At 61.5% G+C, this 18,854-nt stretch carries 17 protein-coding genes; 14 read left to right on the plus strand and 3 right to left on the minus strand.

Translation table 11 applies throughout. The features are described 5' to 3' along the window. Positions 1-122: 122 nt before the first annotated feature. Positions 123-1,154, minus strand: coding sequence for a small ribosomal subunit biogenesis GTPase RsgA (gene rsgA, locus ACW9JE_RS19255; protein WP_457433634.1), 1,032 nt, complete (start codon positions 1,152-1,154; stop codon positions 123-125). A gap of 109 nt (positions 1,155-1,263) precedes the next feature. Here rsgA and orn point away from each other — a divergent pair, with 109 nt between their 5' ends. Continuing rightward, positions 1,264-1,806 (plus strand): oligoribonuclease, encoded by a 543-nt coding sequence (orn, locus tag ACW9JE_RS19260; RefSeq protein WP_224535679.1) that lies wholly within the window; start codon positions 1,264-1,266, stop codon positions 1,804-1,806. Positions 1,807-1,903: 97 nt separating this feature from the next. Next, complete coding sequence (locus tag ACW9JE_RS19265; RefSeq protein WP_224535680.1) at positions 1,904-2,515, plus strand: trimeric intracellular cation channel family protein; 612 nt, start codon at positions 1,904-1,906, stop codon at positions 2,513-2,515. Positions 2,516-2,618: 103 nt separating this feature from the next. Here the strand turns inward: ACW9JE_RS19265 and queG are convergent, their stop codons facing one another. Then, positions 2,619-3,683, minus strand: a complete 1,065-nt coding sequence (gene queG, locus ACW9JE_RS19270) for a tRNA epoxyqueuosine(34) reductase QueG (RefSeq protein WP_224535681.1) — start codon at positions 3,681-3,683, stop codon at positions 2,619-2,621. A 63-nt stretch (positions 3,684-3,746) separates the two neighbouring features. Between queG and ACW9JE_RS19275 the strand changes: the two genes are divergently transcribed. The 9 genes from ACW9JE_RS19275 (at position 3,747) to hflC (ending at position 13,826) form a co-directional block, all read left to right on the plus strand. Next, a complete protein-coding gene (locus tag ACW9JE_RS19275) occupies positions 3,747-5,246 on the plus strand; it encodes an NAD(P)H-hydrate dehydratase (RefSeq protein WP_457433635.1) in 1,500 nt (499 codons plus the stop codon). Continuing rightward, positions 5,234-5,704 carry a tRNA (adenosine(37)-N6)-threonylcarbamoyltransferase complex ATPase subunit type 1 TsaE gene (gene tsaE / locus ACW9JE_RS19280; protein ID WP_224535683.1) on the plus strand — a complete coding sequence of 157 codons (471 nt, stop codon included), beginning with the start codon at positions 5,234-5,236 and terminating at the stop codon, positions 5,702-5,704. Before ACW9JE_RS19275 ends, tsaE begins: the two co-directional genes overlap by 13 nt. Further along, complete coding sequence (locus ACW9JE_RS19285) at positions 5,705-7,135, plus strand: N-acetylmuramoyl-L-alanine amidase (RefSeq protein ID WP_411961554.1); 1,431 nt, start codon at positions 5,705-5,707, stop codon at positions 7,133-7,135. Beyond that, positions 7,132-9,042, plus strand: coding sequence for a DNA mismatch repair endonuclease MutL (gene mutL, locus ACW9JE_RS19290; protein WP_457433636.1), 1,911 nt, complete (start codon positions 7,132-7,134; stop codon positions 9,040-9,042). The genes ACW9JE_RS19285 and mutL overlap by 4 nt, the downstream gene beginning before the upstream one ends. Then, positions 9,042-10,013, plus strand: coding sequence for a tRNA (adenosine(37)-N6)-dimethylallyltransferase MiaA (gene miaA, locus ACW9JE_RS19295; protein WP_457433637.1), 972 nt, complete (start codon positions 9,042-9,044; stop codon positions 10,011-10,013). The genes mutL and miaA overlap by 1 nt, the downstream gene beginning before the upstream one ends. A gap of 94 nt (positions 10,014-10,107) precedes the next feature. Continuing rightward, complete coding sequence (gene hfq / locus ACW9JE_RS19300) at positions 10,108-10,368, plus strand: RNA chaperone Hfq (protein ID WP_110966069.1); 261 nt, start codon at positions 10,108-10,110, stop codon at positions 10,366-10,368. A gap of 12 nt (positions 10,369-10,380) precedes the next feature. Next, complete coding sequence (gene hflX, locus ACW9JE_RS19305) at positions 10,381-11,682, plus strand: ribosome rescue GTPase HflX (protein WP_457433638.1); 1,302 nt, start codon at positions 10,381-10,383, stop codon at positions 11,680-11,682. Positions 11,683-11,778: 96 nt separating this feature from the next. After that, entirely contained in the window at positions 11,779-12,957 is a 1,179-nt protein-coding gene (gene hflK, locus ACW9JE_RS19310) for an FtsH protease activity modulator HflK (RefSeq protein ID WP_224535687.1), read from the plus strand. Beyond that, positions 12,957-13,826, plus strand: a complete 870-nt coding sequence (hflC, locus tag ACW9JE_RS19315) for a protease modulator HflC (RefSeq protein ID WP_224535688.1) — start codon at positions 12,957-12,959, stop codon at positions 13,824-13,826. Before hflK ends, hflC begins: the two co-directional genes overlap by 1 nt. A 17-nt stretch (positions 13,827-13,843) precedes the next feature. Here the strand turns inward: hflC and ACW9JE_RS19320 are convergent, their stop codons facing one another. Continuing rightward, positions 13,844-14,089 carry a hypothetical protein gene (locus ACW9JE_RS19320; RefSeq protein WP_224535689.1) on the minus strand — a complete coding sequence of 82 codons (246 nt, stop codon included), beginning with the start codon at positions 14,087-14,089 and terminating at the stop codon, positions 13,844-13,846. Positions 14,090-14,138: 49 nt separating this feature from the next. Between ACW9JE_RS19320 and ACW9JE_RS19325 the strand changes: the two genes are divergently transcribed. From ACW9JE_RS19325 to ACW9JE_RS19335, 3 genes are all read left to right on the plus strand, one after another. After that, positions 14,139-15,326 (plus strand): ATP phosphoribosyltransferase regulatory subunit, encoded by a 1,188-nt coding sequence (locus tag ACW9JE_RS19325; RefSeq protein ID WP_175375455.1) that lies wholly within the window; start codon positions 14,139-14,141, stop codon positions 15,324-15,326. Between the two features lie 54 nt (positions 15,327-15,380). Further along, positions 15,381-16,673, plus strand: a complete 1,293-nt coding sequence (locus ACW9JE_RS19330; protein WP_175375456.1) for an adenylosuccinate synthase — start codon at positions 15,381-15,383, stop codon at positions 16,671-16,673. Positions 16,674-16,822: 149 nt separating this feature from the next. Beyond that, on the plus strand, positions 16,823-18,757 hold the full coding sequence (locus ACW9JE_RS19335) for a methyl-accepting chemotaxis protein (protein WP_224535690.1): 1,935 nt from the start codon (positions 16,823-16,825) through the stop codon (positions 18,755-18,757). Positions 18,758-18,854 lie beyond the last annotated feature (97 nt).

The following is an 18,854-nucleotide window of genomic DNA, read 5'->3' on the forward strand; positions in this document are numbered from 1 at the left end:
GGAAATGCATTCCAAATGTGGGAGCGAGCCTGCTCGCGATGGCAATAGTCGAATCAACACAAAACATCAGCCACAAAAAAGCCGCGAGATCATCGCGGCTTTTTCGTTTCTGCAACCAAGGCTCAGTAGCCGGTCTCCGGCAAGCTGGCAATGATCGAGCGGTAGCTGTTCATCCGCTGTTGCTGCACGCGGCCATCTTCCAGGGCCTTGAGCAGGGCGCAACCGGGTTCGCGGTCGTGCTTGCAGTCGCGGAAGCGGCAGGTGCCGAGCAGGTCGTTGAACTCGATGAAACCGGCCTCGACATCGGCGCGGCTGACATGGCCCAGGCCGAATTCCCGGATGCCCGGGGAGTCGATCAGCTCACCGCCGCCGGGGAAGTGGAACAAACGCGCGGTGGTCGTGGTGTGAGTACCCTGGCCGGACAGCTCGGACAACGGTCCGACGCGCGTTTCGACGTCCGGCAGCAGACTGTTGACCAGCGACGACTTGCCGACGCCGGACTGGCCGACGAACACGCTGATGCGCCCGTCCAGCTTCTGTTGCAGTAGCTCCATGCCGTTGCCGTGGTGCGCCGACACTTCCAGCACCGGATAACCCAGGGTGCGGTAGACACCCAGCAAGGCATTCAAGGCCGGAGCGTTGTTCTCATCGATCAGGTCGTACTTGTTCAGCAACAGTAGCGGCTTGATGCCCGCGTGTTCGGCGGCGACAAGGTAGCGGTCGATCAGGTTGGCGTGGGGCTCGGGCAGCGGCGCGAACACGATCACGATCATGTCGACGTTGGCCGCCACCGGCTTGAGCTGGCCCCGGCTGTCCGGACGGCACAGCTCGGTGTGGCGCGGCAGTTGCGCGACGATCACGCCGATACCCTGGTTGCCGGCACGCCAGACCACCTGGTCGCCGGTCACCAGCGCCGGCAGGTTGGCGCGCAGGTGGCAACGGAACACCTGGCCCGCGTGCTCGCCATCACGGGCTTCGACTTCGACCTGCACACCGAAGTGCGCGATCACCAGTCCGTGCTGTTCCGGGCCCAGATCACCGCCCTCGAGTGCCTGGACAGCCGAGGACTCGCGTTTGGCGGCGCGGGCAGCGCGTTCGCCCTGAATCTTTTCGATGCGCCAGTTCTGGCGACGATTGAGTTGGCGTTTGGCCATGGGTGTTCCGTATTGAAAGAATGCAGCGATTAGGTAAAACGGCCGCGAGTTTAGCACGCCCGGCCGCCGGCCTAAGCTAAACTGCGCAGCATTGCCTAGGAGCCGACACATGCAAAGTTCGCAAAACCTGATCTGGATCGACCTGGAAATGACCGGTCTGAACCCGGACACCGACGTCATCATCGAAATGGCCACCATCGTTACCGACAGTGACCTGAACACCCTGGCCGAAGGTCCGGTCATCGCCATTCACCACAGCGACGAAGTCCTGGCCACCATGGATGAATGGAACACCCGCACCCACGGCAACTCGGGCCTGACCCAGCGCGTGCGCGAAAGCCGCATCAGCATGGCCGAAGCCGAAGCCCAGACCATCGAGTTCCTGGAGAAGTGGGTGCCACGGGGCAAGTCGCCGATCTGCGGCAACAGCATCTGCCAGGATCGCCGCTTCCTTTATACGCACATGAAATCCCTGGAAAGCTTCTTCCATTACCGCAACCTCGACGTCTCGACGCTCAAGGAACTGGCGGCACGCTGGGCGCCGGACGTGCGTGACAGCTTCAAGAAGGGCAGCACCCACCTGGCCCTGGACGACATCCGCGAATCCATCGCCGAGCTGCAGCATTACCGCAAGCACTTCATCAAGTTCTGATCGGACGCTCTTTTGCAGGCGCTGTCGAAGGGCAGCGCCTACACAAGCCAGTGGTGAAATGCGTAGACTGCGCGCCTTTTTCGCAAGGATCGCCACCATGCTGTTGATGCTCTACCTCATCGCCATCACCGCCGAAGCCATGACCGGCGCCCTGTCCGCAGGCCGTCGGGGCATGGACTGGTTCGGCGTGGTGCTGATCGCCTGCGTCACGGCATTGGGTGGCGGTTCGGTGCGGGATGTGCTGCTCGGACACTATCCGCTGACCTGGGTCAAACACCCGGAATACCTGGTGCTGACCAGCATCGCAGCGATGTTCACGGTGTTCGCTGCACGCTGGATGCGTCACCTGCGCTCACTGTTTCTGGTGCTCGACGCCGTCGGTCTGGTGGCCTTCACCCTGATCGGCTGCATGACCGCCCTGGAAATGGGCCACGGCATGCTGGTCGCGTCCGTCAGCGGGGTGATCACCGGGGTGTTCGGCGGCATCCTGCGGGATATCTTCTGCAACGACATTCCGCTGATCTTTCGTCGCGAGCTTTACGCCAGCGTCTCCTTTGCGGCGGCCTGGTGCTACATGCTCTGCCTTTATCTGAACGTGCCGAGCGAGCAGGCGCTACTGATCACACTGTTCGGCGGCTTCCTGCTGCGCTTGCTGGCGATCCGTTTCCACTGGGAAATGCCCAAGTTCGTCTACAACGACGAAGCCTGATATTTCTCTGTGGGAGCGAGCCTGCTCGCGATGGTCGTCAACGATAACGCTGGCTGCCTGACGCCCCGCGGTGCCCGGTCGTTCATCGCGAGCGTGCTCGCTCCTACAGGAGGCCGTGTTGTTTGAGGGCCCACTCGACGTGTTCGCGGACCATTTCGGAGGGATGATCGCGGCGGGCCTTTAGCGCTTCGATCACCGGAATCGTCGAAGGCGCATTGCCCAGCCCCACCGCCAGATTGCGCAGCCAGTTCACATAACCTGTCCGACGCAGCGGCGAGCCTTCGGTGCTGGCGAGAAATTTGTCTTCATCCCACATGAACAACTCAGCCAGATCGGCGTTGTCCAGGTTATGCCGCGGCTTGAAATCGCTTTCCCCGGACGGCCGGGCAAAGCGGTTCCACGGACAGACGATCTGGCAATCATCGCAACCGAATACACGATTGCCGATCAACGGTCGCAGATCCTCGGGAATCGCACCCTTTAGCTCGATGGTCAGGTAGGAAATGCAGCGCCGGGCATCCAGCACATAAGGGCCGACGAAAGCATTGGTCGGGCAGATGTCCAGGCAGGCACTGCATCGACCGCAGTGCTCGGTGGCATGGGGCGGGTCCACGGGCAGTGGCAAATCGACGAACAACTCGGCGAGGAAGAAGTAACTTCCTGCCTTTCGATTCAAGACCAGGGTGTTTTTGCCGATCCAACCCAGGCCGGCCTGTTCGGCGATGGCTTTTTCCAGCACCGGAGCGCTGTCGACGAAGGCACGAAAACCGAACGGGCCGATCTGCGCCTGGATTTTTTCCGCCAGTTGCTGCACGCGTTTACGGATCAATTTGTGGTAATCGCGGCCCAAGGCATAACGCGAGACGTAGGCTTTTTCCGGTTGGGCCAGAAGCTGCGCCATTTGGGTGTCGCCCGAGAGGTAGTCCATGCGCAGCGAAACCACGCGCAATGTGCCCGGTACCAGTTCTTCGGGGTGCGAGCGCTTGCTGCCATGGGCGCCCATGTAGTCCATTTCGCCGTGGTAGCCCGCCTCGAGCCAGCGTTGCAGGTGCTGCTCGTGTTCGGCCAGGTCCAGGCCGCTGATGCCGACTTGCTGGAAGCCCAGCTCGCGGCCCCAGTCCTTGATGGATTGGGCGAGGGCGGGCAGGTCTGTGGTAATAGCGGGCATGAGGCGAGAGAAACCGGAGCTGAGGTGCGTATAATTCTGCCAGACATCGGAGCCCGAAGACGCATGCCGCACACTAAAGATGATTTCCCCGACGCGCTGTACAGCGCCGCGCAGGTTCGAGCACTGGATGCGAGTGTGATTGCGGCCGGTACGCCGGGCTTCGAATTGATGCAGCGGGCCGCGCGGGCTACTTGGCGCGCGCTGGTGCGCAAGTGGCCGGCGGCGAACGAACTGACCGTGGTTGCCGGGCATGGCAATAACGCTGGCGACGGTTATCTGGTGGCCGTACTGGCCAGGCGTGCCGGTTGGTCGGTGCGGGTTCTGGCGGCGGGTGATCCGCAATTGCTGCGCGGCGACGCGGCCTCGGCCCATGCCGAAGCCCAGGCGGAAAAGGTTTCTATCGAGCCCTGGACGGTGCAAGCCGAATTGCGCGGCCTGGTACTGGACGCCTTGCTCGGCATCGGCCTCAGCGGTGAGGTGCGCGAGCCCTACGCCAGCGTGATTGCCGCGATCAACGCCAGTGGCCTGCCGGTCGTGGCGGTGGATATCCCTTCCGGGCTGTGCGCCGACACGGGTCGCATCCTCGGCTGCGCGGTACGGGCCGATCTGACCGTCACCTTCATCGGCCTGAAACTGGGCCTGTTCACCGGCGATGCGGCCGATGTGGTGGGTGAACTGGTTTTCAACGACCTGCACGCCGACCCGCAACTGCTCGAAGCGGCGCCAATCAGCGCGCTGCGCCTGACCTCCGGCAATCTGCCGCGTCTGGCCGCCCGGCCACCCACTTCCCATAAAGGCAAATTCGGTCATCTGCTGCTGATCGGTGGCGATCGCGGTTTGGGTGGGGCGATCCTGCTGAGCGCGCAAAGTGCGTTGCGCAGCGGCGCGGGCATGGTGTCAGTGGCGACTCGTAGCGAACATGTGCCCGCCGCTCTGGCCAGAATCCCCGAAGCGATGGTGCTGGGGACTTCGTCGGCCAATCAGTTGATGGAATTGCTTCAAAAAGTTTCCGTGTTGGTCGTCGGTCCCGGTCTTGGCCAAGCTGCCTGGGGCCGCAGCCTGTTGTCCGCTGCGGCCAACGCACCGCTGCCGCAAGTCTGGGACGCCGATGCGCTGAATCAGTTGGCCGAAGAACGGGTGAATTTGCCCAGGGATTGCGTGATCACCCCGCATCCCGGCGAAGCGGCGCGACTTCTCGGTATCAGTACCGCCCAGGTTCAGACCGATCGCCCGGCCGCCGCCCATGCGTTGAGCAAAAAATACTCAACGGTCGTGATTCTCAAGGGTGCCGGCAGCCTGATCGCCAGCCCCGACGGACGGCTGGCGGTGTGTCATCAGGGACACCCGGCCATGGCCATCGCGGGTTTGGGTGATGTGTTGGCAGGATTGGTCGGCGCACTGCTGGCCCAAGGCATGGAGGCTTTCGATGCAGCCTGCCTGGCGGTCTGGCTGCATGCCAATGCCGGTGAGCAACAAGGTAAATTCGGCCGTGGGCTGGCGGCCAGTGATCTGATACCAGCCATTCGTCAGTTGTTGGAGGAGCATGCACCGTGTCTGAAGTAACCCTGTACCTGGCGGATGAAGAGGCGATGACCGCGTTCGGTACGCGTATCGCACAGATCACAAAGGGGCACGGCCTGATTTTTCTCGAGGGCAACCTGGGGATGGGCAAAACCACCCTGTCCCGGGGCATTATCCGGGGGCTTGGGCACGTCGGCGCGGTGAAAAGCCCGACCTTTACCCTGGTCGAGCCCTACGAGATCGGCGACATTCGCGCCTTTCACTTCGACCTCTACCGTCTGGTCGACCCGGAAGAACTGGAATTCCTCGGTATCCGCGACTATTTCGAAGACGATGCTCTGTGCCTGATCGAATGGCCGGATAAAGGTGCAGGCTTTTTGCCAAAGCCTGACCTGACCATTACCATTAGCCCGCAAGACAGCGGGCGTTCGCTGAAAATTTTGTCCCAGGGTTCGCGTGGCGAATCGTGGTGTGCCGCTTTGGCATTGGAATCCAAATAGATGATGGGGTTAGGTATGCGCTTTCGCGCGTTGGTTGCTGCCGTTGGGGTGTTGTTTCTGGCTGTAACCGTAGACGCCATGGCCGAGACGAAGGTCAACAGCGTGCGCCTGTGGCGGGCGCCGGACAACACACGGCTGGTGTTTGACCTGACAGGTCCCGTGCAACACAGCGTCTTCACCCTGACGGCTCCCGATCGTCTGGTCATCGACATCAATGGCGCCACCCTGGGCGCGCCGTTGAACATCAACGGTGCCAATACTCCGATCACGGCGATGCGCTCCGCTCAGCGCACACCGACCGACCTGCGGGTGGTCATCGACCTGAAAAAGGCCGTGACGCCGAAAAGCTTCTCCCTGGCCCCGAATGCCCAGTACGGCAACCGACTGGTGGTCGATCTGTTCGACAACCCTGCGGACGCCGCTCCACCGCCTGCGCCAAGCCCTTCGGTGGCCACCGTTCCGGCAGTGCCGGTCACGCCTGCGGAGCCGGCAATCAAGCTGCCACCGGCACCTGCCGGCAAGCGCGACATCATTGTGGTGATCGACGCCGGTCACGGCGGCGAAGACCCGGGTGCCTCCGGCTCTCGCGGCCAGCGTGAAAAAGACGTGGTGTTGCAGATCGCCCGCGAATTGCAGCGTCAGGTCAACGGTATGAAAGGCTTCCGCGCCGAACTGACCCGTACCGGCGACTACTTCATTCCATTGCGCGGACGTACCGAGATCGCCCGCAAGAAGGGCGCCGACCTGTTCGTCTCGATCCACGCCGACGCCGCGCCTTCGACTGCCGCTTTCGGTGCCTCGGTGTTCGCCCTGTCCGATCGCGGCGCGACTTCCGAGACCGCGCGCTGGCTGGCCGACAGTGAAAACCGTTCCGACTTGATCGGTGGTGCCGGCAACGTCAGCCTCGATGACAAGGACCGTATGCTCGCTGGCGTGCTGCTGGACCTGTCGATGACCGCGTCCCTGACTTCCAGTCTGAACGTTGGCCAGAAAGTCCTGAGCAACATCGGTCGAGTCACGCCGCTGCACAAACAGCGGGTAGAGCAAGCCGGATTCATGGTGCTGAAATCGCCGGACATTCCATCGATCCTGGTGGAAACCGGGTTCATCTCCAACGCCAACGAAGCTTCCAAGCTTGCCGCTTCGAGCCACCAGCAGGCGCTGGCGCGCTCGATCAGCAGTGGCGTGCGGCAGTTCTTCCAGCAGAACCCGCCACCGGGCACTTACATCGCCTGGCTGCGTGACTCCGGCAAGATCGCCCAAGGGCCGCGTGACCACCGGGTGAGCCCGGGCGAAACCCTGGCGATGATTGCCGTGCGTTATCAGATCTCGCCAGCCGCGCTGCGTAGCGCGAACAAACTTTCCAGCGATGAGCTCAAAGTAGGTCAACATTTGACCATTCCGGGTACGGAACTGGCGGCCAAGGAATGAGTGAGGCCGTGATCAACAGTGCTCGTATCGAGCTGCTCAGCCCCCGACTGGCGAACCAGATCGCCGCCGGCGAGGTGGTCGAGCGTCCGGCGTCGGTGATCAAGGAACTGCTGGAAAACAGTCTCGACTCCGGCGCCCGGCGCATCGATGTCGACGTGGAGCAGGGCGGCGTCAAGCTGCTGCGGGTGCGGGATGACGGCAGCGGCATTTCCGCCGATGACTTGCCTCTGGCCCTAGCCCGTCACGCCACCAGCAAAATCCGTAATCTGGAAGACCTCGAACAGGTAATGAGCCTGGGGTTTCGCGGCGAGGCGCTGGCATCGATCAGTTCCGTGGCCCGCCTGACCCTGACCTCGCGTACCCGCGACGCCGATCAGGCCTGGCAGGTCGAAACCGAAGGCCGCGAGATGTCGCCCCGGGTTCAACCGGCCGCGCATCCGGTGGGGACTTCGGTTGAAGTCCGCGACCTGTTTTTCAATACGCCGGCACGTCGCAAGTTTCTCAAAACCGAAAAAACCGAATTCGATCATCTGCAGGAAGTGATCCGGCGCCTGGCCCTGGCACGCTTCGACGTGGCGTTCCATTTGCGCCATAACGGCAAGACCATCCTCAGTCTGCACGAAGCCCGTGACGATGCCGCCCGTGCCCGGCGGGTGGCGGCGATTTGCGGGCCCGGCTTCCTCGAGCAGGCGCTGCCGATCGAAATCGAGCGCAATGGCCTGCATTTGTGGGGTTGGGTCGGGTTGCCGACGTTCAACCGCAGCCAGGCGGATCTGCAGTATTTCTTCGTCAACGGCCGCGCGGTGCGCGACAAGCTGGTCGCCCACGCGGTGCGCCAGGCTTATCGCGATGTGCTGTTCAACGGCCGGCATCCGACGTTTGTGCTGTTTTTCGAGGTCGACCCGACCGGCGTCGACGTCAACGTGCACCCGACCAAGCACGAAGTGCGTTTCCGTGAAGGGCGCATGGTTCACGACTTTCTTTATGGCACCTTGCACCGCGCCCTGGGCGATGTACGGCCGGAAGATCATCTGGCGGCGCCGGTTGCGACCGCCATCGTGCGGCCTACCGGGCTGGACGCGGGCGAGTTCGGCCCTCAGGGCGAAATGAGCCTGGCGGCCAATGCCCTGTTGGAGCAGCCACAGGCACAGCCCTCATTCAATACGCCGTCGGGCGCAGGTTCCGGTGGTGGCTATCAATATCAATACACCCCGCGTCCGCAGTCCGCGGTTCCTGCCGCTGAAGCGCAGGCCGCCTATCGTGAGTTCTTCGCGCCGCTGCCTGAAGCCGGTGCGACGGCATTGCCAGCCGGGCAGGGTGATATTCCGCCGTTGGGTTATGCGCTGGCTCAGCTCAAAGGCATCTATATCCTTTCGGAAAACGCCCAGGGTCTGGTGCTGGTGGACATGCACGCCGCGCACGAGCGGATCATGTACGAGCGCCTGAAAATCGCGATGGCCAGTGAGGGCTTGAGCGGCCAGCCGCTGCTGGTGCCCGAGTCGCTGGCGGTCAGTCAGCGTGAAGCAGATTGCGCCGAAGAACACGCCGCCTGGTTCCAGCGCCTGGGCTTCGAATTGCAGCGCCTGGGTCCGGAAACCCTGGCGATCCGGCAGATCCCGGCCCTGCTCAAGCAGGCCGAAGCCAACCGCTTGGTCGGCGACGTGCTGGCCGACCTGATGGAGTACGGCACCAGCGACCGCATTCAGGCGCACCTGAATGAGTTACTCGGGACCATGGCCTGCCACGGCGCGGTGCGAGCGAACCGGCGCCTGGCGATTCCGGAAATGAACGGTCTGCTGCGGGACATGGAAAACACCGAACGCAGCGGCCAATGCAACCATGGCCGGCCAACCTGGACCCAATTGGGTCTGGATGATCTGGACAAACTGTTCTTGCGCGGTCGTTGATGAGCCAGTTCCCACCCGCGATTTTCCTGATGGGCCCGACCGCGGCGGGCAAGACCGATCTGGCCATCGAGCTCACCAAGGTGCTGCCCTGCGAGCTGATCAGTGTCGATTCGGCGCTGGTCTACCGCGGCATGGACATCGGCACGGCCAAGCCCTCCAAAGAGCTTCTGGCAGAGTTTCCGCACCGTCTGATCGATATTCTCGATCCGGCGGAGAGTTATTCGGCAGCGGATTTTCGCCGTGATGCCCTCGAAGCGATGGCCGATATCACCGCGCGGGGAAAAATTCCGCTGTTGGTAGGCGGCACGATGCTCTACTACAAGGCGTTGATCGATGGCCTGGCGGACATGCCGGCAGCCGATCCGCAAGTGCGTGCGCAGATCGAAGAAGAAGCTGCGCGCCTTGGCTGGCAAGCCCTGCATGATCAATTGGCGGTGATCGATCCGGTGTCGGCCGCGCGCATTCATCCGAACGATCCGCAACGACTCAGTCGAGCGCTGGAAGTTTATCGTGTCAGTGGTCAAAGCATGACTGACCTGCGCCTGCAACAATCTGCGCAAAGTACTGAAGCTGCGGCTTCGGGACGGCAACAATTGCCCTATACTGTCGCGAACTTGGCCATTGCTCCGGCAAATCGCCAGGTACTGCACGAGCGAATTAAACAAAGATTCACTTTAATGTTGGAACAGGGATTCATCGACGAGGTCGTAGCCCTGCGTGAGCGAAGTGACCTGCATGCCGGGTTGCCGTCTATACGTGCAGTAGGCTACCGACAAGTCTGGGATTACCTGGACGGCAAACTGACTGCTGCCGAGATGCAGGAGCGTGGAATCATAGCCACGCGACAATTGGCAAAACGTCAGTTCACCTGGTTGCGCAGTTGGGCTGATTTACATTGGCTGGACAGCCTGGATTGCGACAATCTGCCGCGCGCCTTGAAATACTTGGGGACGATCTCCATATTGAGCTGAGTCCTTGCAATTGCCGTCTATCCTTGGGGGTGTGACGGCCACAAGTCATCGTTTACCTATTTTTTATTATTGAATCCTTAAAGGAGTGCGGCACATGTCAAAAGGGCATTCGCTACAAGACCCTTACTTGAACACTTTACGTAAAGAAAAAGTTGGGGTGTCCATTTACCTGGTCAACGGTATCAAACTGCAAGGCACGATCGAGTCCTTCGACCAGTTCGTTATCCTGCTGAAAAACACCGTAAGCCAGATGGTCTACAAACACGCTATCTCTACAGTAGTGCCGGTTCGTCCGATTCGTCTGCCAAGCGCAGGTGATAACGAATCTGGCGATGCTGAGCCAGGTAACGCCTGATAGGAGTCTCCTTTGTTCTTTGAGCGCCACGGTGGTGGGGAACGAGCCATTCTCGTTCACTTGGATGGTCAGGACCCTGAGGCGCGCGAAGATCCGCAGGAGTTTCAGGAGTTGGCAGCGTCGGCTGGCGCCGAGACCGCCGCGTTTTTCAACGTGCCGCGCAATCGGCCAACCGCCAAATACCTGATTGGCAGTGGCAAGGTCGAGGAGCTGCGCGACCTGGTCAAGGCCGAACAGGTCGATCTGGTGATTTTCAATCACATCCTCACGCCCAGTCAGGAACGTAACCTCGAACGTGTTTTCGAGTGTCGCGTGATCGACCGCACGGGTCTGATTCTCGATATCTTCGCCCAACGCGCCCGCACCCATGAAGGCAAGCTCCAGGTCGAACTGGCCCAGCTTGAGCACATGAGTACGCGGCTGGTGCGTGGCTGGACTCACCTTGAGCGTCAGAAGGGCGGTATCGGTCTGCGTGGTCCGGGTGAAACCCAACTGGAAACCGACCGACGCCTGTTGCGGGTTCGCCTGCGGCAGATCAAGGGGCGCCTGGAAAAGGTTCGCAGCCAGCGCGAGCAGTCGCGTCGCGGCCGCAAGCGCGCGGAGATCCCGACGGTTTCACTGGTGGGCTACACCAACGCCGGCAAATCGACCCTGTTCAACTCCGTCACCGAATCCGACGTCTTCGCCGCCGATCAACTGTTCGCCACCCTCGACCCGACTTTGCGCCGTCTTGAGCTCAATGACCTCGGGCCGATCGTGCTGGCCGACACAGTGGGCTTCATTCGCCACCTGCCGCACAAACTGGTCGAGGCATTTCGGGCTACGCTCGAAGAGTCGAGCAACTCCGACCTGCTGCTGCACGTGATCGACTCCCATGAGCCCGAGCGCTTGGCGCAGATCGAACAGGTCATGGTGGTGCTCGGCGAGATCGGGGCCCAGGACTTGCCGATACTTGAGGTATACAACAAACTCGATTTGCTCGAGGGCGTTGAGCCGCAGATCCAGCGTGATGCCGATGGCAAGCCGCAGCGGGTCTGGTTGTCGGCCAAGGACGGTTCCGGTCTGGATCTGCTCAAACAGGCCGTTGCCGAACTGCTCGGCGAGGATTTGTTTGTTGGCACCTTGCGCTTGCCGCAACGTTTTGCTCGACTGCGTGCGCAGTTTTTCGAAGTCGGTGCGGTACAAAAGGAAGAACACGACGAGGAAGGCATCAGCCTGCTGGCCGTTCGCTTGCCACGAGTCGAACTGAATCGACTGGTGAGCCGCGAAGGTTTGCAGCCGCTGGACTTCATCGAGCAACACACTTTGCAATAAAAGCCTGAAAAAGCGGTTGTGTCGTGGTGACAGGCATTCTGTAGCATTGGTCGGCGCGCCGTGGGTGCGTCTTTGCTTTATCAGATGGAGAGCGCTATGGCTTGGAATGAGCCGGGTGGCAACTCGAATAATCAGGATCCTTGGGGTGGCAAGCGTCGTAATAACGGCGATCGCAAGGGACCACCAGATCTCGACGAGGCCTTCCGTAAGCTGCAGGAAAGCCTGAACGGGTTGTTCGGTGGTGGCAAGAAACGTGGTGGTGATGACGGCGGTGGCCCGCGCAAGAGTGGCGGCTTCGGCGGTCTGCTGGGTATCGGTCTGGTCGTTGCGGCAGCCGTATGGCTGTACAGCGCGGTCTATGTAGTCGACGAGCAGGAGCAAGCCGTGGTGCTTCGCTTCGGCAAGTACTACGAGACAGTGGGTCCTGGCCTGAACATCTATTTCCCGCCGATCGACAAGAAGTACATGGAAAACGTCACGCGTGAGCGTGCGTACACCAAGCAGGGCCAGATGCTGACCGAAGACGAGAACATCGTCGAAGTGCCGCTGACCGTGCAGTACAAGATCAGCAACCTGCAGGACTTCGTGCTGAGCGTCGATCAGCCGGAGATCAGCCTGCAGCACGCGACCGACAGTGCCCTGCGCCATGTGGTGGGTTCCACCGCGATGGATCAGGTGCTGACCGAAGGTCGTGAGCAGATGGCCAGCGAAATCAAGGATCGTCTGCAGCGCTTCATGGACACCTACCGCACCGGTATCACCGTAACCCAGGTCAACGTACAGAGCGCAGCAGCACCGCGTGAAGTTCAGGAAGCCTTCGATGACGTGATCCGTGCCCGTGAAGACGAGCAGCGTTCGCGCAACCAGGCTGAAACCTATGCCAACGGCGTTGTGCCGGAAGCCCGTGGTCAGGCCCAGCGCATTCTCGAAGATGCCAACGGTTACCGAGACGAAACCATCTCGCGCGCCAAGGGTGAGGGCGATCGCTTCACCAAACTGGTTGCCGAGTATCGCAAGGCCCCTGAAGTCACCCGCCAGCGTCTGTACCTGGACACCATGCAGGAAGTCTTCAGCAACACCAGCAAGGTTCTCGTGACCGGCAACAAGGAAGGCCAGAACAATCTGCTCTACCTGCCGCTGGACAAGATGATCGACAGCAGTGGTCGTAGCACCAGCTCGCCGATGAGCAGTGCGGCAGCCAGCAGCAATGAAGCGAATGCGCGTGCAGCAGCTGATCTGCAACAACAGCCAGCACGTACCAGGGAGAGTCGCTGATGAGCAATAAATCGCTGATCGCCCTTATTGTCGGCGTCGTCGTGGCCATCGCAGCCTGGAACTGCTTCTACATCGTGGCTCAGACCGAGCGCGCGGTGTTGCTGCAGTTCGGTCGTGTGGTCCAGGCAGATGTTCAGCCAGGCCTGCATGTGAAGGTGCCTTACGTTAACCAGGTGCGCAAATTCGACGCTCGCCTGATGACGCTGGATGCGCCGACACAACGCTTCCTGACCCTGGAAAAGAAAGCCGTGATGGTTGATGCCTACGCCAAGTGGCGTGTGAAGGACGCCGAGCGTTTCTACACCGCGACTTCCGGCCTCAAGCAGATTGCCGACGAGCGTCTGTCCCGTCGTCTGGAATCGGGCCTGCGTGACCAGTTCGGTAAGCGCACCCTGCACGAAGTGGTATCGGGTGAGCGTGATGCGCTGATGGCTGACATCACCGCATCGCTGAACAAGATGGCCGAAAAGGAACTGGGCATCGAAGTGGTCGACGTTCGCGTCAAGACCATCGACCTGCCAAAAGAAGTGAACCGCAGCGTGTTCGAACGTATGAGCACCGAGCGTGAGCGTGAAGCTCGCGAGCACCGCGCCAAGGGTAACGAGCTGGCCGAAGGCATCCGTGCCGACGCCGATCGTCAACGCCGCGTGCTGCTGGCTGAAGCCTATCGTGAATCGGAAGAGATTCGCGGTGACGGCGATGCCCAGGCCGCTGCGATCTATTCCAAGGCCTACGGTCAGGATCAGGAGTTCTACGCGTTCTACCGTAGCCTGCGTGCCTACCGTGAAAGCTTCGCGAACAAATCCGACGTCATGGTCCTGGACCCAAGCAGTGACTTCTTCCACTACCTGGAAAAAGCCAAGCCTTGATACGACGTTGACCGAAATCACCCCGCCCGGCGGTTAAAACCTCTGGCGGGGTGATCCTTTGGGAAAACGTGTGTATGATGCGGCAGCCGGGAAATTCCCGGCTTTTTTGCGTCTGCATGTTTGATTGCTGTTTTTGTGCGGATGCCAAGGCCTGATGGCTCGACAGGTTTTACGAGGAAAGTGCTTGGCGAAGCCCATTTCAGGCTTTTCGCTTCGTCGCCCATGCGCGCTGCTTTCGCTGGGCGGATCATTTTCTGCTTCACTCAAGGCTCGCCCAACGGCTTGCCGCCCGGATCAAAGGGGAATGGCGTAATGGCAACGGTAGACCGCTGGCTGCTGCCAGATGGCATCGAAGAAGTACTGCCACCGGAGGCGGCGCGCATAGAAGTCGCGCGTCGTCAGGTGTTGGATCTGTTCCAGAGCTGGGGTTACGAGTTCGTCGTGACTCCCCATATCGAGTACCTGGAATCCCTGCTGACCGGCGCAGGTCAGGACCTGGATCTGCGCACCTTCAAGGTCATCGACCCGCAATCGGGTCGGCAGATGGGTTTCCGTGCCGACATTACGCCGCAAGTAGCGCGCATCGATGCGCACACCCTGCGTCGCGAAGGCCCCAACCGCTTGTGCTATGCCGGCAGCGTACTGCACGCCCAGCCGCGCGCCCTGTCGTCCTCGCGTAGCCCGATCCAGCTGGGCGCCGAGCTGTACGGCGATGCCAGCCCGAGCAGCGACGTAGAAGTGATCAGCCTGATGCTGGCCATGCTGCAACTGGCCGATGTGCCGGACGTGCACATGGACCTGGGGCATGTCGGCATCTACCGCGGCCTGGCTCGCGCCGCCGGTTTGTCCGGTGAAGTCGAGCAGCAATTGTTCGATGCATTGCAACGCAAGGCCATCGACGAGGTCATTACCTTGACCGAAGGTCTGCCGGCGGATCTGTCGGACATGCTGCGCGCGCTGGTGGATCTGTGCGGTGGCCGCGAAGTGCTGGAAGCGGCTCGTGAGCGTCTGGCGAAAGCCCCGGCTCCGGTTTTGGCGGCATTGGACGACCTGCTGGCGATTGCCGAGCGTCTGTCCGTGCGTTTCCCGGAACTGCCGTTGTACTTCGACCTCGGTGAGCTGCGCGGCTACCACTACCACACCGGTGTGGTGTTCGCGGTGTTCGTGCCGGGCGTTGGCCAGTCCATTGCCCAGGGCGGTCGTTACGACGACATCGGCGCCGACTTCGGTCGTGCCCGTCCGGCAACCGGCTTCTCTACCGATTTGAAAACCCTGGTGACCCTGGGGCGTGCTGAGATCGAGCTACCGTCTGGCGGTATCTGGATGCCTGATAGTACGGATGCGGCACTCTGGCAGCAGGTTTGCCAGTTGCGCAGTGAGGGTCAGCGTGTCGTTCAGGCCTTGCCTGGGCAACCATTGGCCGCCGCCCGTGAAGCGGACTGCGACCGGCAATTGATTCAGCAGAACGGGCTTTGGCAAGTATCGCCACTGGCTTCTTGAGTTTTCCTGCCGGCCGCCGCCGGCACCAAGTTTGCGCGAATGAGGACAAGTGTTATGGGTAAGAATGTCGTAGTCCTGGGCACCCAATGGGGTGATGAGGGCAAAGGCAAGATCGTTGATCTGCTGACCGAACATGCTGCCGCCGTAGTGCGCTACCAGGGTGGCCACAACGCTGGTCACACACTGGTGATCGACGGCGAAAAAACTGTCTTGCACCTGATTCCGTCGGGCGTACTGCGCGAAGGCGTAGAGTGCCTGATCGGCAACGGCGTGGTGGTTGCACCTGACGCCCTGCTGCGGGAAATCAACAAGCTGGAAGAGAAAGGCGTACCGGTGCGCGAGCGTCTGCGCATCAGCCCTTCCTGCCCGCTGATCCTGTCCTACCACGTAGCACTGGACCAGGCCCGTGAAAAGGCCCGTGGCGAGCACAAGATCGGCACCACCGGTCGCGGCATCGGCCCGGCCTACGAAGACAAGGTTGCACGTCGCGGCCTGCGTATCGGCGACCTGTTCCACCGCGAGCGTTTCGCCGCCAAACTGGGCGAGTTGCTGGATTACCACAACTTCGTACTGGTCAATTACTACAAAGAGCCTGCCATCGACTTCCAGAAGACTCTGGACGAGTGCATGGAATACGCCGAGCTGCTCAAGCCGCTGATGCTCGACGTCACCGCCGAGTTGCACGAGCTTCGTCGCGCCGGTAAGGACATCATGTTCGAAGGTGCCCAGGGTTCCCTGCTGGATATCGACCACGGTACCTACCCGTACGTCACCAGCTCCAACACCACTGCCGGCGGCATCGCCACCGGTTCCGGTGTGGGTCCGATGTTCATCGACTACATCCTGGGTATCACCAAGGCTTACACCACTCGCGTAGGTTCCGGTCCGTTCCCGACTGAACTGTTCGACGACGTGGGTGCTTTCCTGGCCAAGCGTGGCCACGAATTCGGTGCAACCACCGGTCGTGCCCGTCGTTGCGGCTGGTTCGATGCCGTCATCCTGCGTCGCGCCATCGACGTCAACAGCATCTCGGGCCTGTGCCTGACCAAGCTGGACGTACTGGACGGTCTGGAAACCATCAACATCTGCGTTGGCTACAAGAACCAGGACGGTGCAGTGATCGACGCGCCGACCGACGCCGACAGCTACATCGGCCTGGAGCCAGTGTACGAGGAGATGCCGGGATGGAAAGAATCCACCCTGGGCGCCAAGACCCTGGAAGAGCTGCCGCAGGCGGCACGCAACTACATCACCCGTCTCGAAGAGTTGGTCGGCGCGCCGATCGACATTATTTCGACAGGTCCGGACCGCAACGAAACCATCGTTCTGCGTCACCCGTTCGCCTGATAAGTCGTTGATGTAAAACACAAAGGCCCCTTAATCGGGGCCTTTGTCGTATATGCCCGTCGCGCGGCATGACCTTTGCAGCGAACATTGAAAAAAGCATTGCTTCCGGCGTGCTATCAATTTAATGGCGCCAAAGCAGAGGGATTTCAATGTCGGCTGTTCTCTCCCTGTTACAAAGCCGTCTGTTGCGGCCTGTATTCGTTACTCTCGGTATCGCCCTTTTGGTGCAGGTGCTGGTAGCCGTTGCTCTGACCCGGAGCACGGTGACTGCGCTGGAAGCCGATCTGGCTTCGCGCCTGGGAGCTGACAGTCAAAAACTCTCCGGCGAACTGGAGCAGGCGGGGCGTGAAGTCACCTCCAGCCTCGACAGCCTTTCGGCCAGCACGCGGCAACGGCTCACAGCCGGTCTGTCCTCGCGACTGGAAGAAGAGCAGGCACAACTGCGTGCAACCCTGGAAAAAGACCTGAAGGACTCCGCCAACGATATGGCGCAGCTCCTGGCCTCGGTCGCACCCCGCGCCATGTGGGACAACGACATTCCGACCCTTTCCGAATTCGCCCGCCGGGCGCAGCGCAATCCGAACGTGCTGTTCGTGGTCTATGACGACGCGACCGGCCAGCACCTGACCCGCTATCTGAACCGGGAAAACCCGATCAACAAGGCCCTGCTTGAGAAGGGCCAGGGCGAGCGGGCGCTGGACAAGGTGCTGGATGCGGCCAAGTCCGATCCTTCGGTCTACTACGTCGAATCCTCCATCAACCCCAATGGCGTGGAGATCGGCAAGGTCCTGATGGGGGTTTCGACTGCTTCGGTGGAAACCGATCTCGCTGCCCTGGACAAGCGTTTCGCCACACTGATCGCCAGCAGCGATCAGTTGGTGGGCGACAGCCTCAAGGGTGCGGCAGCTGACAGTGCGGCAGCCATGCGCGCACGCCTGCAGTCGGCGCAATCCACCGCCACCGAGATGAAAGCCAATACCACCGGTACCGTGCAGGAAGCGGCGGCGACCCTGCGCTGGCGCATCGGTGTGAGCCTGGCGCTGGTGGGGGCTGGCGTTCTGCTGCTGCTCGCCGTGGTGCTGGGGCGTCGCGTGGTCAATCGCTTGAAGATGCTGATTGTCGCCATGGATGATCTGGCGGCCGGCGAGGGCGACCTGACCAAGCGCGTGCAGATCAACAGCAAGGATGAAATCGGCGCGATGGCCTCGGCGGTCAATCGCTTTGTGGATAAGTTGCAGCCGATCGTGCGCGAAGCCGGTGACGTGGCTCAGCGCACCGGCGTGGAAATCGGCGCCATGACCCTGCGCAATGCCGGCGCCGATGCGGCAGCGGGCATGCAGCGCGACGAAGTGGCCGAGAGCCTGCGGGCTTTGTCGCAGATGGCCGATGAGGCACAGTCCGAGAGCCATGCCATGCAGGCGGCGCTGAAGCAGGTTGTGGATATCCGTCAGGCCACCGATGAAAACACTCGGACGTCGGCGAAAGTCGGCAGTCTGATCGAGGCATTGGCCGGGCAGGTCGATACCGGTGCGCAAGTGATCGAGCGGCTGGCGCAGCAGAGTGAGCAGATCGAGGTGGTGCTGACGGTGATTCACGGCATCGCCGAGCAGACCAACTTGCTGGCGCTGAACGCGGCCATCGAGGCGGCGCGTGCCGGCGAAACCGGTCGTGGTTTTGCCGTGGTGGCCGACGAAGTGCGGGCGCTGGCGAGCAAGACTCAAAGCTCCACCGGCGACATCCAGGCGCACATCGTGGCCTTGCAGCAGGGCGCGCGGGAAGCGGTGGCGGCAATCGGGCAGGCGGGGCGTCAGGCCAGCGAAGGCTTGCTGGTGTTGCGTGACAGCGCGCGGTTGCAGCAATCGGTGCAGGCTTCGGTGGAGCAGGTGCACGCGGCGATCGGTCTGGCGACCCAGGCGGCCGCGCATCAGGCGCAGGGTGCTCAGGCGGTGCGTGGTCGCGTGGAGACCATTCATGCACAGGCCGAGAAGGCGGCTCAGGCTGTCGTGGCAACCACGGCCAGCGGCAAGGTGCTGGATGGGTTGGCGGCGCAGTTGAAGGCGAGCCTTGGGCAATTCAGGGCTTAGTTTTTGCGTCGTCTGATCTGACGCCTTCGCGGGCAAGCCTCGCTCCTACAGGGTTAATGCAGTCCTCGCCGCGAGGGGTTAACGCAACCGCTGTAGG

Source organism: Pseudomonas sp. SDO55104_S430 (assembly GCF_054070595.1).

What these genes read in the sequence shown, in the direction of transcription:
- mutL (WP_457433636.1), top strand. Translation starts at nt 7,132, where the DNA reads ATGAGTGAGGCCGTGATCAACAGTGCTCGTATCGAGCTGCTCAGCCCC.
- rsgA (WP_457433634.1), bottom strand. Translation starts at nt 1,154, where the DNA reads ATGGCCAAACGCCAACTCAATCGTCGCCAGAACTGGCGCATCGAAAAG.
- ACW9JE_RS19325 (WP_175375455.1), top strand. Translation starts at nt 14,139, where the DNA reads ATGGCAACGGTAGACCGCTGGCTGCTGCCAGATGGCATCGAAGAAGTA.
- ACW9JE_RS19265 (WP_224535680.1), top strand. Translation starts at nt 1,904, where the DNA reads ATGCTGTTGATGCTCTACCTCATCGCCATCACCGCCGAAGCCATGACC.
- orn (WP_224535679.1), top strand. Translation starts at nt 1,264, where the DNA reads ATGCAAAGTTCGCAAAACCTGATCTGGATCGACCTGGAAATGACCGGT.
- ACW9JE_RS19275 (WP_457433635.1), top strand. Translation starts at nt 3,747, where the DNA reads ATGCCGCACACTAAAGATGATTTCCCCGACGCGCTGTACAGCGCCGCG.
- queG (WP_224535681.1), bottom strand. Translation starts at nt 3,683, where the DNA reads ATGCCCGCTATTACCACAGACCTGCCCGCCCTCGCCCAATCCATCAAG.
- ACW9JE_RS19285 (WP_411961554.1), top strand. Translation starts at nt 5,705, where the DNA reads ATGATGGGGTTAGGTATGCGCTTTCGCGCGTTGGTTGCTGCCGTTGGG.
- hfq (WP_110966069.1), top strand. Translation starts at nt 10,108, where the DNA reads ATGTCAAAAGGGCATTCGCTACAAGACCCTTACTTGAACACTTTACGT.
- hflC (WP_224535688.1), top strand. Translation starts at nt 12,957, where the DNA reads ATGAGCAATAAATCGCTGATCGCCCTTATTGTCGGCGTCGTCGTGGCC.
- miaA (WP_457433637.1), top strand. Translation starts at nt 9,042, where the DNA reads ATGAGCCAGTTCCCACCCGCGATTTTCCTGATGGGCCCGACCGCGGCG.
- ACW9JE_RS19330 (WP_175375456.1), top strand. Translation starts at nt 15,381, where the DNA reads ATGGGTAAGAATGTCGTAGTCCTGGGCACCCAATGGGGTGATGAGGGC.
- ACW9JE_RS19335 (WP_224535690.1), top strand. Translation starts at nt 16,823, where the DNA reads ATGTCGGCTGTTCTCTCCCTGTTACAAAGCCGTCTGTTGCGGCCTGTA.
- hflK (WP_224535687.1), top strand. Translation starts at nt 11,779, where the DNA reads ATGGCTTGGAATGAGCCGGGTGGCAACTCGAATAATCAGGATCCTTGG.